The 13,744-nt window shown below is 47.4% G+C and carries 15 protein-coding genes; 9 read left to right on the top strand and 6 right to left on the bottom strand.

The features are described 5' to 3' along the window. Positions 1 to 99: 99 nt before the first annotated feature. On the bottom strand, positions 100 to 1,539 hold the full coding sequence (locus tag RIG66_RS28230) for an SWIM zinc finger domain-containing protein (protein WP_446382556.1): 1,440 nt from the start codon (positions 1,537 to 1,539) through the stop codon (positions 100 to 102). 618 nt (positions 1,540 to 2,157) lie between these two features. Further along, positions 2,158 to 3,084: an A1S_2505 family phage non-structural protein gene (locus RIG66_RS28225; protein ID WP_446382554.1), complete on the bottom strand. Its 927-nt coding sequence runs from the start codon at positions 3,082 to 3,084 to the stop codon at positions 2,158 to 2,160. 374 nt (positions 3,085 to 3,458) lie between these two features. Here RIG66_RS28225 and RIG66_RS28220 point away from each other — a divergent pair, with 374 nt between their 5' ends. From RIG66_RS28220 to RIG66_RS28200, 5 genes are all read left to right on the top strand, one after another. Beyond that, positions 3,459 to 4,604, top strand: coding sequence for a ParM/StbA family protein (locus RIG66_RS28220; RefSeq protein WP_446382552.1), 1,146 nt, complete (start codon positions 3,459 to 3,461; stop codon positions 4,602 to 4,604). Next, on the top strand, positions 4,597 to 4,989 hold the full coding sequence (locus RIG66_RS28215; RefSeq protein WP_446382550.1) for a hypothetical protein: 393 nt from the start codon (positions 4,597 to 4,599) through the stop codon (positions 4,987 to 4,989). The genes RIG66_RS28220 and RIG66_RS28215 overlap by 8 nt, the downstream gene beginning before the upstream one ends. Before the next feature lie 61 nt (positions 4,990 to 5,050). Then, positions 5,051 to 5,803, top strand: a complete 753-nt coding sequence (locus RIG66_RS28210) for a mobilization protein (RefSeq protein ID WP_446382548.1) — start codon at positions 5,051 to 5,053, stop codon at positions 5,801 to 5,803. Between the two features lie 15 nt (positions 5,804 to 5,818). After that, a complete protein-coding gene (locus RIG66_RS28205; RefSeq protein WP_052307505.1) occupies positions 5,819 to 6,523 on the top strand; it encodes a DUF6753 family protein in 705 nt (234 codons plus the stop codon). Positions 6,524 to 6,602: 79 nt separating this feature from the next. Beyond that, positions 6,603 to 7,262 (top strand): hypothetical protein, encoded by a 660-nt coding sequence (locus tag RIG66_RS28200; protein WP_446382546.1) that lies wholly within the window; start codon positions 6,603 to 6,605, stop codon positions 7,260 to 7,262. A 17-nt stretch (positions 7,263 to 7,279) separates the two neighbouring features. On the opposite strand, the gene RIG66_RS28195 is transcribed toward RIG66_RS28200, so the two are convergent. The 4 genes from RIG66_RS28195 to RIG66_RS28180 all read right to left on the bottom strand — a co-directional run bounded on the left by RIG66_RS28195 (position 7,280) and on the right by RIG66_RS28180 (position 9,091). Next, positions 7,280 to 7,621 carry a single-stranded DNA-binding protein gene (locus tag RIG66_RS28195; RefSeq protein ID WP_446382544.1) on the bottom strand — a complete coding sequence of 114 codons (342 nt, stop codon included), beginning with the start codon at positions 7,619 to 7,621 and terminating at the stop codon, positions 7,280 to 7,282. A 91-nt stretch (positions 7,622 to 7,712) separates the two neighbouring features. Beyond that, a complete protein-coding gene (locus tag RIG66_RS28190; RefSeq protein WP_446382761.1) occupies positions 7,713 to 8,099 on the bottom strand; it encodes a single-stranded DNA-binding protein in 387 nt (128 codons plus the stop codon). A 128-nt stretch (positions 8,100 to 8,227) separates the two neighbouring features. After that, entirely contained in the window at positions 8,228 to 8,734 is a 507-nt protein-coding gene (locus tag RIG66_RS28185; protein ID WP_446382542.1) for a hypothetical protein, read from the bottom strand. 108 nt (positions 8,735 to 8,842) lie between these two features. Further along, entirely contained in the window at positions 8,843 to 9,091 is a 249-nt protein-coding gene (locus tag RIG66_RS28180; RefSeq protein WP_446382540.1) for a hypothetical protein, read from the bottom strand. A gap of 230 nt (positions 9,092 to 9,321) precedes the next feature. Between RIG66_RS28180 and RIG66_RS28175 the strand changes: the two genes are divergently transcribed. From RIG66_RS28175 to RIG66_RS28160, 4 genes are read left to right on the top strand one after another with little or no spacing between them, the layout of a single operon-like run. Next, a complete protein-coding gene (locus RIG66_RS28175; RefSeq protein WP_446382538.1) occupies positions 9,322 to 9,861 on the top strand; it encodes a hypothetical protein in 540 nt (179 codons plus the stop codon). Positions 9,862 to 9,866: 5 nt separating this feature from the next. After that, a complete protein-coding gene (locus tag RIG66_RS28170; protein WP_446382536.1) occupies positions 9,867 to 10,187 on the top strand; it encodes a hypothetical protein in 321 nt (106 codons plus the stop codon). Between the two features lie 14 nt (positions 10,188 to 10,201). Further along, the gene (locus RIG66_RS28165) at positions 10,202 to 12,991 is read left to right on the top strand and encodes a hypothetical protein (protein ID WP_446382534.1); all 2,790 of its coding nucleotides are present in this window, start codon (positions 10,202 to 10,204) and stop codon (positions 12,989 to 12,991) included. A 23-nt stretch (positions 12,992 to 13,014) separates the two neighbouring features. Beyond that, the gene (locus tag RIG66_RS28160) at positions 13,015 to 13,728 is read left to right on the top strand and encodes a hypothetical protein (protein WP_446382532.1); all 714 of its coding nucleotides are present in this window, start codon (positions 13,015 to 13,017) and stop codon (positions 13,726 to 13,728) included. The last annotated feature ends 16 nt before the right edge of the window (positions 13,729 to 13,744 follow it).

Raw genomic sequence — 13,744 nt, 5'->3', positions numbered from 1 at the left:
TATCAATACCTCGAATAAGCTGTACAGAGCGCTGCAAACGTAAATCTCCTTATCCTCCTCATCGACAAACCAACCATTCAGTTACGATGGCGGAAGTTTTTAAATCGTCTTAAGTAACCCCATCAACTTATACTTGCGAGCGTGAGTCGTCATCAACTGAGTTCGGTAATCATTCCATTCACTCTGTTGCCCTAACTGGAAATAAGCAGCGCGAGCTTTTTGCAACCACTCCACCGCTGCATCGTAAGCCTTTGCTTTACCCCGATTTATGATATCTTCTGCATGGTGACGAGCTTGTTCAATCACCCATTCTGGGCGATGGGAAATCGCCACATCCATTACCCGATGGATTAAGTGGTCACGACAATAACGTCCTAATGCGGCAATGGCATCATCAATTAACTCTTCGTGCAAGAAGATATCCACCTGGGCTTCTTGGGTACTCCAATTATCACATTGCCGCAGATGTTCAAGCAAGTCGCCTTGCACGGTTAACCAGTTCTCCCCGGCTAAATGCTGCACGCTTTGATAATCTTTGAAAGATGGCTGTGCTTTAAAGGCTTCTATTCGGGCAGAAAGTGCCGCTTTTTGGTCACCCAACCCCTCGGCTAAGTTACTCGTCCAGTCTGCCAGTTGATAGCGATGGATGCCCAAGGGTTTATATTGGCTTAGGGTTGCCCAATAGGAATGAGATGGCATGGATTCTGGAAGTGTTAGTCCATGTTGAGCAATTAAGAGAGCTTCAGGTATGGCATCCTGTTCTCGCAGTGCTTTGGCGACTTCTAATGCTTGTTCAACACAGGTGAGTTGATTTCTTTGTGCCATCACCTCATCTACACGCCCCAGACGAGTTAACATCGTCAAATACTCTGGTTCAATCGCTTCAGCACGGGCAAGATTGAGGTATTCTTCCTGCCGTTGTTGACTTTCTAAGATAGAGAGGCGTATCCGAGTAAGTTGGTCAGCATCGTCGGGACGATTATCCTCCCACAAATCTGTTGATTCTCCCCGTAAGACAGCCTGTAATGCCAAATCATCCCACCCTTGACGCAAGGCGGCTGAAGCTAAGTTAAACGTTGCTCCCAACCGATCTTGCCAGTCCTCTAAATTGATTTGTAAATCGACTTCCTCACCGGGTTGAAATTTAGCGCTTAAAATTGCCTCAGCCCAAACTGGATCAAGGAGTGACATTAAATAATCACTATCCCCACCATACTCAACTAGGTCATCCCAATCTTCGGTACAAGCTTGGGTAATGGCTTCTAGAATAACCAGCGCATTATTGCCATCGCCTTGTTCACTAAAGGCTTGAGCCTGTGCCAAAATATCAGGTAATTCCTCTTCAATCGGGTTATCCTCATATCCCTCTTCCCAATAGCGCAAGGCATTTCGCATCAGAGACTTAACCTGAGAGCGATAGGGTTGGGGATCTACGGATGTTTGACGTTTGGCTCTGATTGGAGCTTGGGGAATGGGTTGGGTGATTTGGGTAACAATGTCATCAATATCGTCAATTAACTCTGGCTGCTTGGCGACCAATTTTTGGATCAGCCCTTGTGTTTGGACAAGATTGGCTGGAATACTTTGGGTGTTGTGCGATCGCGGTAATGGGTTTCAAGTAGCTCAGGTATTGACATGTTTCCCTCGAAGACGGGCTTACCCATTGAAGCTTACAATGCTTTCTATTGCTGTGCCTCAACTCTCTCATCCACTATAGATATTGACAACGCAAGGGAGGCGCGATCGCTAACTCCAAGAGAGTTAATACCTTTCCCCTTCAAGGTTTGGAATCCAAATGGGGGAACAAACACTTGGCTTGCTCCTACGGCGGGGGGCTACCTGTTCCTCAATCTAGCACCAAAGCGGAGCGTTGCTCTCTCAGGAAGAGTGTGAGGGGTATTTGAGGAAAATTCGTCGGAATCGTGAACAACCAACAGGTATTATTTTGCCGTATAAGTTGGTAGATTCACTTATAATAGTCTGAAATAATGTGGAATTTCCCTCACTTATCCCTCAATTATCTCTCATGTTGGGATGTATCAAAATAAATTTTTTGACTTAAATGCAGCGTCTTGGAAGATTTAGGTGGGGAACGGTGCGCTCTTTTTTAACGCTCTAAAAAAATAGCCCAACAGATATCCTCTGTCGGGCTATAGTTCAGACGGAACCTTGCTGCTTGAAATAGTCTCTCCAACAAGGAGCTAGTAAGATATTGGATGGGATTTCCGGCTCCAGTTCCAGCCAAAGGGAGGCAATAGCTTCTGTGGAATAGCCGGCTTTACCGCAGCCTATTGCCGTACAGAGCAACCGACGGTCAAGATGTTGGTTAGCCCAAGTTACCAACTCCTCAATCTGGACACGAATAACGGATAGTGAAGTTGATTGCTTTCGCCGCCAGTCCGTCTTGGTTTCGATAGCATAGCTCGCCCCAGCATGACCCTGTTGGTAGCCCCTTGGTCTGCCATAGATAGCCCATTTGCCGATAACTTCTTCTCCAGGTTGCCATGGTTGCTGTCGGTTAACCAACTCAACGTGATACTCTTGTCCAAAGGCTTGAAGTGCAGCGCCAGCGCCATGTATACCTTTCCCGTTTGATCCAAAGACAAAGACATCACCCTCTTCTAGCTCAACAATTGGATTAGGAGCAGGTTCTCTTTGAGCTAAAACAGAACATCGGTATCGTCGATATGCTTCAATGAGGCATCGAATCATCGGTGAGTTGATACCTTCTCCTTCCCACCACTGAAAACGTTTGGTTAGAGCGCCCGTTTGGTGACGGCACTCTTGGAGCCAGGGAATGCCACCCCGTTTGGCGATCGCTTCTGCCAGTTGGGGATGTTGTTTGAACTTCGCGGTGGCGATGCGGATGTACAGTTCCAGTCGTTTTGGCGAACCTTGAGGATAGCGCTTCTTCAAAGTCTGATAGGCACCTTCTGCGTCTCGGTATAGGGTTCCCCTCTTGTCGGTGATTGGATAGTGCTGAAAGATTTTTCCCTTCTTAAAGCTGAGTTCTGTGGGAAATGTCAGCGCCGCACCGAGCGGGTCACAACTGCCAGAATAGATATTTACGCCGGGATGTGCCATGGTTTTACCTCAATCACTTCATTTGAGGTAAGGCGATAGCCTCAATGAAAACCCTCTTTGGGAAGAACTTGACTTAATCTTCCTCAAGTAACTGTAGAGGGTTATCTTTCACAAGATAGAGAGAACATCAACCTCAATTCGTTGATTTCCCGTGAATGAAATTCATCCATTTGATAGAGAGAGATGATGAAATTGGGTTGGGGATAAGGTTGAAATGAGCGCTATGTCTGAGGGGTTATGGTGGTCTATGGGGATTCTTTGCTAAGAATAACAATAGTCTTGAGGAGAACTTGAGGAAAATTAAATGAAGTCTTTTCAAGGTCTTTCCAATTCCTATTGAGTTAAATTACTCTTGAATAGAAAGGAGTTTCGTCATGGGTCGAAAACCAAAACCACCCGATTTGTTTCTGGTCTTAGATTTTGGTGGCTCTCTCACCAAAGTGATTTATATGGGCAAAAATGGAGAGCCTACTGTGTTATGTATGGAGCCAGAAGTAATTGGCGTACCTGCCGCATCCGTTGATGCCTACGAGCGGCTAAGCCTAGACATGGGAGAAGCTTTACCACAAGATAGGGCTTGGGTTAAAGTTGACGAAAGCTATTATGCTGTGGGTTATCTAGCCGCCAAGCGGTTCCATGGGAATGCGGGGTTGTCTCAACTTAAGTACGAGCGAGCCTATCCCAAAACATTGGCAGCCGTTTGGGTGGCAGCAACGTCTCTGGGCTTAGGAAATCGGTTTAAAGTGGCGCTCGCGGCGCTACTGCCACCGGGGGAATACGAGAATGCTAGTCGATTGGAAGCGATGATTGCTTCGGGTCTAGAGCGGTTTGAGACGCCGGATGGAACGTTGAGGGTAAAGCTAACGCACTTTGATTGTAAGCCCGAAGGTGCAGGAATCTATTTGATGCGGACGCAATCGGAGGGAATGGCTCTAAAACGCAAGACTTGTGCAGTAGTGATGCTGGGCTACCGGAATGCCAGTGTGCTGGTTTCAGAACGGGGACAAGTTGGCAAGCGTGTGACCTCTTCTTTTGGATTTGTGCGGTTGGTGGAGATGGTAGATAGCCGCACGTCGGGTCTGGATACGGGAAGGTTAGCACGAGCGATCGCCCTTGGTGGAGAACAACCCTCACCGAAGCTATTGCAACCCCTATTGCAGTCGGTAACCCGTGAGGGACGCAAAGAGGAAATGGCGGCGCTGACTAATGCAATTGTTGAATGTCGTCCAGAGTATGCCCTGGCGCTGCGAAGCTGGTTGCGGGAAGTACTGCCACGAGATCTGGATGAGGTGATTTTATCAGGAGGGACAGCCGATTATCTCAAACGGGAGTTGGAAGAGCATTTTGCTGGGGTGGATGTGATCTGGCATGGTGTAGAGCTGCCTCCCAACCTACGGGATGCAGAACTGGGTAATCGAATTAGCGATGCCTATGGAATGTACCTTTATTTCCAAAGCATTGTTGGTCAGTCTTTAGTCGAATCTTTGCGTGAGTCAACGGAGGTAGCCACAAGTGCGTAAGAGACGGGATATTTTGTTCCGGTTCCAGCCAATGGCAGATACGCCGGATAGTGTTGTTCTTGATTATCTCAAAAGTGGAGTGTCTCCAAATGAGTTGGTGCTGAGGCCGATTAGAGCCTATTGGTTGCCATTTGCTTATCAGGCAACTGGTGTGAGAAATCAGGCAGAACTTGCCGCCGCCGCGCAAGAGGCTATTTTCTGTTTGGAGGGACAAATTGAACAGTTACGGCAGGCGTTTGGGCTTAAGCCAGAGGAGTTAGTTTCTTATCAGCAAGAAGTCGTTTCCTCTCGGGCAGTTCGGAGAGGTTTATCAAAACCATCAGATGGAGCGTGGGGCGCTTTTTCTCAGGCAGCTTCTCGTGAGTTTGATGCAAGTGGTTTGTAAGCAAAAATAGAGAGCATCTAAACGCATGAACTTCTGATAATCATTCATTTGAGAGGTAAAAATGGCACAAATCCACTTTGTTGATGGCGAAAAAGGAGGAGTCGGTAAATCATTATTTTGTCGGGTATTACTCCAGTACTGTTTGGATAAAGAGTTAGATTTCCACTTTGTCGAATCAGATAGAACCAATCCAGATGTGGGAGCTTTTTATCCGGATAACTGTCATCAAGTCTTTTTTAGCGAACAGGAAAAGAAGTCCTTTGAAGTCGATTTGATTTTCAATTTATCATTGAAAAAACCTGTTTTTGTGAATCTTCCCGCACAGGTCTATCCGATGGTGACCGATTGGATTAAGAGAAATAACTTGATTGATTCAGAAATTGCCCAGGAATACAACGTTCAAATTTATAAGTGGTTCTTGTGTACGGGCGGTCATGATAGTATTAAGCTTTTCCTGGAAAGTTTACAGGAGTTTAAGGGGAAAATTTGCCATGTCTTTGTTAAGAATATGGGGCTATGCGATGACTGGGAGCATTTGAAGTTGTATGACGAGTTGAAGCAACTTCAGAAGAAATACTCAGTCCTGGAAGTAGAGTTTCCCAAACTGAGTTCAATGGAACGCAATTTGATTGACCAAAAACAATTAACGTTTGCTGATGCTATTCGGAAGGACAGCCAGCATTTGCCCATTTTATCCAAGCAGCGGGTGGTTAATTTCATGAAAGAGGCTTATAACGCTATTGAGAAAACAGGTCTAGTGACTGTAGAGGCATTTGAAGACCACTCGGTTATTGAAAAAGACCAAGTAGCTTGAGGGAGGGAATGATTGGTGGCACGTTCAGAGCTGGCAGAGGAGTTTTTTGAGGAAGGGGAAGGTTCTCATCAGAGCAAGACACTTTTAGATCAGCTGATTGAGGGTCAGTCTGAAGAATTCAAACGCAAGGTCTTTGAGTTGGTTGCCCGCACGGGTTACACAAACTACAGCGACCCATTGTTTGTGATTCTCTTGGCAACGGGTTCCCTTCAGGTGCTGCTTAACGAAAAGCCAGCCGAGTTAGATACTATGTTTAAGCGGTGGGCGGCAAAAGTTGTCGGTGCGTTGGAGTTGTGTGAGGGGCAAATTGTACGGCGACAGGAGGCGGCGATTTCCGAGGCGGCAGCTAGTTTGATTCGTCAAGCTCACAGGCAGGAACTGACTTCGTTTTGGCAAAGAATTGTTCCGGGTTCGGTGGCGGCGGCGGTGGTGCTGGCAGTGGGATTTGTGGGGGGAATGACGGTTCCCTCGTTTTTGAAGGGTGGATATGTTGCTGGAGAGCGTCTGACCGCTGATGATGCAGCGCTGTTGCGTTGGGCGAAATCTCAGGAAGGAAGACAGGCGCGTGACTTGTATGAATGGAATCAGGATTATTTACCCGTTTGCCAACAAGATGTGAAAAATCTGGGTGTAACGTTGTCGTTGGGGGGAAGGAAGGTGAGTTCAGGATTCTGTGCGTTGTGGGTTGAACCTGTTTCCAAACGAAAATTTGAGTCATGAATACAAACAATAAACGTCTCAATTATGACTGATGACGTTGAGGCGTTTATTGGCTTACGATACATAAAGTTGCCAAACCATGAGTTATCCTGTTATTTTATATCCTCAGTTGATTTCAAGGTTTCGACAAAAATACTCACCTCCTCATGAAGAGGATTGCTGTCGGTCTGAACAGCTACGCGATTATCTTTTTCAGTTAACAGGTCTGCTAGCTGGACGAGTTAGACAGCCTGATGGGATAAGTGATGCACCTCTGGGGGCTAGCGAAACCACATTTGGAGAGGTTTTGAGACAATATTTTGGCGAACGCATTCACACTCAACTAAGGTTTCCTATTCCCGACCAGGATGCTTTCTACAGTGTTGACTTTGCCCTAATGTTTCCTGAACTTGGACTATGTTGGGACATCGAGGTAGATGAGCCGTTTAGCTTTCAAAATAATCGTGCGACTCATTCAATAGATGACTGGCGTGATCGCTATCGCAATACGTTTTTTCTGAAAGGGAATTGGATGGTCATACGTTTTGCTGAAGAGCAAGTCGTTCGCTATCCGAAAAGCTGCTGCAAGGAGTTAGCTGATGAAATCGCATCTTTGACGGGACTTCATCGCTATCAGAAATTGTTGAAAAACGTACCGATGCTACAGCCTATCAAACAGTGGACGGTTCAGAGTGCCAAGCGAATGAACAAACACAATTATCGGTCGCGATACTTGAAAAAAAAAGATCCGGCTTTCTAGCCGAATCTTGATTGCTGTTAGGCAGCTTGCGGTTCGTCTTCTGGCATTTCTTCAGTAGCAGTTGCTGTTGTGAAGATGCCAAGAGCGGTCATTTGGGCTATCTTTTCCTTGAAGCCATCTCGTTCGACGACATTCATAGAGAGATAGCCATTGAGAATTACCTCTTGAGAGACGGCTAACTGCTGGGCAACATCAGCTTGTTTGCCCCAAGCCAGTACTTTCAACGGTTCTAGACGCTGGTTGTCTCCCCACCCGCTCTTAAACACAACCTTAAATACAGCGACTTTCCGTTCACCGTCAATGGTGTAGCGAATTTCAGTCGCTTCGGTCACCTGTGCGCCAAGAGTTGCAGTGTTCATCAGGTAAATTCCTTATTAATTGACTTCACAAAAAAAAAGCCGATAGGCTTTTGAATAGCGAGCATCTGGGATAGATGCCCGCTTGTTGCCCCTAGATTGGGCAGTCGTCGTCTAAGTCGCTGTTGTTATCGCTATCGATTGAGCTAGAATCGTTATCATCTTGTTTCGGTGACAACAATTCTAAGCGGTTAACCCGAATAATCGGTTTGGAGCGCTCAGAACCGTCTTCAGGATTTTGCCAGCGTTGGATTTCCAAAGACCCGGAAACACCAATCAGCTTTCCTTTACGGACGTAGGAGGCAGCCACTTCTGCGGTTTTGCTCCACATTTCCAGGTTGAACCAGTCGGGTTTTTCACTGTGGCGCTGTCGCTTATCAACGGCAAGAGTCAGCGCACATTTGGTGGCGCCTGACTCGAAGTAACGCACCTCAGGGTCAGCGCCAACGCGACCGACTAACTGGATGTGGTTTAAGTCCATGATGCTGGTTGTCGCTAGAGTCATGGTTGTACCTCTTTGGTTATTTTTTGTTTCACTTCCCTAGCGCCGATAGGCGCTTTTTTCTCCTGACCAGTGAGCTGATAACTGGTCAGAAGATAGCTAATTTTTTAGAGGGCAAGTTCTCCGACTTGCAATGAACCTTTTATGACCTGACGTAAGAGTTGAGTGAGTGTTTGGATATTCGGTTGGATTTTAGGCTTTCGACTGCCGGGAATTTTGACCAAGCAAACAACAGAATGGTCGATACCAATGGCATCCAGGAGGTGTTTGAGTCCGCTGTTAGCTTCGACGTTATTTAATTTAGCCTGTTTATCGTCTAAGGTGTTTGGATTAGATGTAACGTCGATGGCAATGTGCCAACCTCGGAAGTTAATGGCAAAGTCGGTGGCAAATATCAGATCCAGAATGATGGGGGCGGGGATATTATCCCAGTTGAATTGTCCCGTAGCTCTGTCTCCGAATTCTGCCGCGATATAAGGTGTAGCAGTTGCAATTCGCTGCCGACCAATCTTGAACTGTTTTGCCGTTTGGATCAGGGTTTTTGAGTTGAAGTTTAGCGATGGTATTTTGGCAGACTTGAGCAGATGTTTGAAGGCTAGTTCGCTACTATTCATCGTGAAGCAGTTAAACGTAATAGTTGCCCTTTGACCGCTTAATGGGTCGGGGGCATTTTTGTCACGTTTTAAATAGCGATAGCGATTTCTGTTTGAGTGGAATAGGGGTTAAAGAACGACTTCGATGAGGATTAATCCGAGTACGGTGGCAGCCAGTTTAAGACTTTTGGGAAGCTTGTTGTCAGGATAAAGGATGCCGAGAAGCACTAGCAGGACTAATCCCATGGGGACGTTTGTGGGTATCACTAACACCGCTGCCAAAAACAGCGTTATGACTAAAGCCCAGTTAATTAGACGGTCAATTCGGTCTAAGAATTGGTTAGCGGGTTGAGGTGGTGGTGTTTGTCGGTTGGTCATGTTTTGAATGTTAAGTTTTATTAATTTTGCACGTTTTGCTCTCTATCTTAGGAAAGAGAACGCAAGTTTTAACAGACTGAACTCTGGCTAGGAGCCTCATTCAACACTCAGGCATCTATTCACTATATCCCTCTATCTTGAGACTTATTTGGTGCGAGTGATTTTTTAAGTGAATCCGGTTTGGTATTAAAAGAATATCAGCAATTGTTTCGAGAAAAAGAGGCATTGATATGACGCTAGCTGTTCGTAATAGAACTAAAAAGGCTTCTCTTAAAGAAGATACAGCCGGGTTAATGTTGGGCGCATCGGGAGCGCTGCTCACAAATTTAGTGGTCACAACTAGCACGTTCAGTGTGGCGGCGGCGGCAATTGGAGCCTCAGCCGTAAGTTATTTAGTTTGGCACAAAGAAGTTAGTAGTCTGCTCAGGTGGATGCACCAAATCAATCGGCGTTACCGCTGGCAAAGCGTCCTTTTGCTGACTGTAGGAGGGCTGTTTATTCTCCAATGCATGGCAACTCCGGCAAATGCTCAATTTTTTCAGTCGGCTGAAGATTGGTTAGGTAGTCAGTTCCCTGATGCTGGGGATGTTATTCCTTTGGTTTTTAATGTGCTGCGGGGTTTGTTCTTGTTGTATGTAGGGATTGCTTTGGTACGGATTATCAACGCGGCAAGACAAGATGAAGACTGGCAAGGTTTAGCCCGTACTCCTTTAATTATTGTCATTGCCGTAACGGTAGCTGACATCGTTTCTGTACTGATTACGGGTTAATGGCAATGGAAAAGTCATTCCGAAAGGTAAATCAGTCCCTAGGTAACAAGCCGAATATTGGACCATTTCCAGCGGATCAGTTTATTCCATGGGCAGTAATTGCTGGAGGGGCATATTATCTTTTTAAAGTGCTGCTGGGTTTGAGTTGGTTGTGGACGGGACTGCTAGCCGCCTGGGGAATGGCAACCTGGTGGGTACTTACCGGAAGTAAACCTTGGCGATTTCTTTCCAAGTTCATTGGCACTCCCTACTGGGTTCGCGGGTATGGGTTGTATCGCCCACTGCTGCATAGACAGCGAAATAGAAATAGCAAAAAGCGATCGTAGATTGGGGGATTTTCATGCAATTCTTCTCTCTTGTACAATCTAATGGAGCAAAAAAGGCGGCTCAGGTGAAGGTGAAAAGACCCACCTCCGGCAAGGCAAAAATAGGCGCTCGTCAAATCCACGACGGCAGCACTCGGCGCAAAGGAACACCGATTGAAGATGCTTTTTCCCTGGTAACTATGCTGCGGATTGAGCTGGATGGGCGCAAGGTGGGTGCTTATGTTCTTCGTAAAGGTGAGAACAGTTTTACTATCCAGTTTGGGTTTGAGTGTAAGGGTATCCATCCCACTCTGCGTGCGGATGAAATTGAGCCAGTTTTTGATGCCTTGTCAGCAGGTTTAAAGGATTTTCCGCCCTCGGAACACCTGACGATTCATTTATCATCCTTCACAACGGATGTGTCTAGGCAAGAACAACTTAAACAGCTTATAGCTGTTGCACCAACGGTTGAGTTGAAATTTCTGACACTCTCAGAACGCTCTAGAGTGCAGGAGCTGACTCGGCTAGGGTTACGCAAGCCCAAGACGTTGCGACTGTATTGCACCTATACCGTTGAGCCAGATACCACAGGGAGTCATGATACGATTGAAAAGGTTTTGGCGAAATTAGAGCGGTATTGGCGGCGCTTTACAGGTGAACTGGATAAGGTACAGTTTCTGCGGATGGAGCGGCTGTTTACTTCTGCTTATGCCTATGGCTTTCAGCAGTGGGAACAGTTACTAGCGAATAAAATTGGTTTGCAGATTCGGGCGCTGACGGATGAGGAACTGTGGGAAATTCTTTGGCAGCGCTTCAATAGTACACCGCCCATCAAAGTGCCGCAGGTGGTGGTTCTGGGTGAACGTGGGTTACGAGAGGAGGTGCATTCGGAGCTATCACCCCTGACGCTTTTGGTTGAAGGACCCATTCCAGTTGCTCAACGACGCTGGGTTAAAGCGAATGGCAAGTATGTCGGAGTTTTGACCTTTGTGGATAAGCCCGCAGGCTGGCGCAATAAAGAGGCACAGTTGCGGTATCTTTGGGAGGTGATCGCAAAAGACCGCGTTTGGGATACCGAGGTCTTTTGTCAGCTAACGCGAGCGAATGAGGCTCTGGTCAAAACCAATATGCAGCGCCTGACTAAACAGGCTAATACGGCAACGGTATTGGCGGCAGATAAGAATTCCATTGACGTTAAGGCACATCTGAATATCAAAAAAGGCGTTGAAGCCCAAGAAGCATTGTACGAAGGGGCAGTACCCTTTCACACCGCTGTAACCTTTCTGGTACACCGAACCCGATTGGGACCCCTTGATGAAGCCTGCCGTTTTCTGGAGTCTCTGTTTTTACGACCCGCGTGGGTGTCTAGGGAACAAGAGTATCCGTGGCGTGTCTGGGTGCAAACGTTTCCCATTAATTGGGAGAAGCTCCTGGCGAAACCGTTTAACAGAAGGCAAGTTTATCTCACCTCCGAGGTGCCAGGACTGATGCCGTTGGTCAAGACGCGCACGATTGATGAGTGGGGGTTAGAGTTGGTTGCTGATGAAGGCGGGACACCCATTTATCTGGATCTGTTCAAACAGCACAAGAATCTGGCACTATTCGGCACAACCCGATCCGGGAAATCCGTGATGGCTTCGGGCATCCTTACCCAAGCACTGGCTCATGGTCTTCCGGTGGTGGTTATGGACTATCCCAAACCGGATGGAACGAGTACGTTTACTGATTATACTCACTTTGTCGGCGGCAGCTATTTCAACGTTCGTTCAGAGGCGATTAATTTGTTTGAGCTGCCCGACCTTTCCCAGCTCTCACCTAAAGACCAGAACGATCGCTTTGAAGATTATAAGGATTTTTTGGTGTCAGCACTGATGGTGATGGTGGTTGGTGCAAAAGCTGGAGAGAGTGCTAGGGAAAAGGCGTTTTCCTCCACTGTGCGGTCAATCCTGACGTTAGCGATTGATGGCTTCTTTAAAGATGAACTGATTCGCGATCGCTATGGGATGAGTTATCGGGCTGGTTTTGGTAGCCAAGAGTGGCAGAATATGCCCACCCTGCGCGACTTTGTACCCTTTTGCTCTTATGAGCGGCTGGAGTTGGATGGAAACAGCGATGAGATCCGAACGGCGATGGAGCAAATTAAGCTGCGGCTTTCGTCTTGGATGGAGAGTCGTGTGGGCAAAGCGATTAGCCGTCCGTCCACGTTCCGCACCGACGCACAGTTGTTGGTGTTTGCACTGGCGAATCTCTCCAATGACGATGATGCTGCCATTCTTTCGCTTTCGGCGTATTCGGCGGCGTTGCGACGGGCGTTGGCATCTCCAGCTTCGATTTTCTTCATTGATGAGAGTCCCATCCTGTTTGAATATGACGCGATTTCAAATTTAGTCGCACGACTGTGTGCGAATGGGGCTAAGGCAGGCGTCCGGGTGATTCTTTCTGGGCAAGACCCAAATACTATCGCTGCTTCTCCAGGGGGTGCGAAGATTTTTCAGAATATGACCACGCGCTTGGTGGGGCGGATTCAACCGACAGCGGTGGATAGTTTTGTCGAGATTCTCAAGTATCCCAAGGAGGTTATTGCCCGGAATGCTTCGGAGAGCTTTTTCCCGAAAAAAGAGGGAATGTACTCTCAGTGGCTGGTGGATGACAGGGGAACCTACACCGCCGCCCGATACTATCCCGGTTACGTGCTTTTGGCAGCCGTGGCGAATAATCCCGATGAACAAGCGATGCGAAGTGCAGCGATGAAGCGCCATGGCAATAAGTTTGTCGGACTTAATCAGTTTTCTCGCGAGTTGGTCGCCTCAATTCGCGCTTCTTGAATAGTAACAAAGGAGGAACCGTGATGAACAAGGGACGTTATGCTGCAACGTTAGCCGTTGCATTGGTTTTATCGACAATGAGTTCTCCCCCGGCTTTAGCCGTGACACCCTCGTCTGAACCCCTGTCTGGATTGCTCGATTGGCTCAACCAGCAAATTGCGGAGATTGAGAACTATGCCAATGGTATTTTACAAGATAAGGCAGAGGCACTGACGGAGGCGTTAGGGTCGGAATTTGATGGGATTGTTGGTGATGCGGCTGGAGTGCTGGGGTTGCCCGATCCGAGTCAAACTCGCCAAGCGTCTGAAGAAGCGGCGGCGGCTTCTGAAGGTGCGATTTATGCGGGCGATCGCGCGGCGAATGAGATCGACCGTCAGACCACTCGAGCCTCGGCTGCTGGCATTTTGAGTCAGGAGGGTCAGCAGCAGCAAAAAGCTGTTTATGAGCAGACTCAGCAGGCGGTTGATGCGGTGCAACAAGCCAGCGATCTGGCTCAAACTGAGGTAGTGACCCAAAATGTGATGAAACAGATTGCAATTCAGAATGCTCAAACGGCAAAAGTGATGGGCAGTGTGCAGTCGAACCTACTCAAAAGTAACGAGCAACAGGCACAAACGAATACCCAGCTTACTAATATCTCACGCACACTCGATGGTCAAACCCAACTTGAGAATGCTGACCGGGTGGGTGTCGGGTTTAGCAATTTGAGAATCACCTCTCAAGCCGGTTTATTCTAAGCGTCCAGAGTTGATG

This window comes from Coleofasciculus sp. E2-BRE-01 (assembly GCF_040221695.1).
GTDB lineage: Bacteria > Cyanobacteriota > Cyanobacteriia > Cyanobacteriales > Coleofasciculaceae > Coleofasciculus.
The sequence above is the reverse complement of the archived record's forward strand: the minus strand, read 5'-3'. Positions and strand labels throughout refer to the sequence as shown.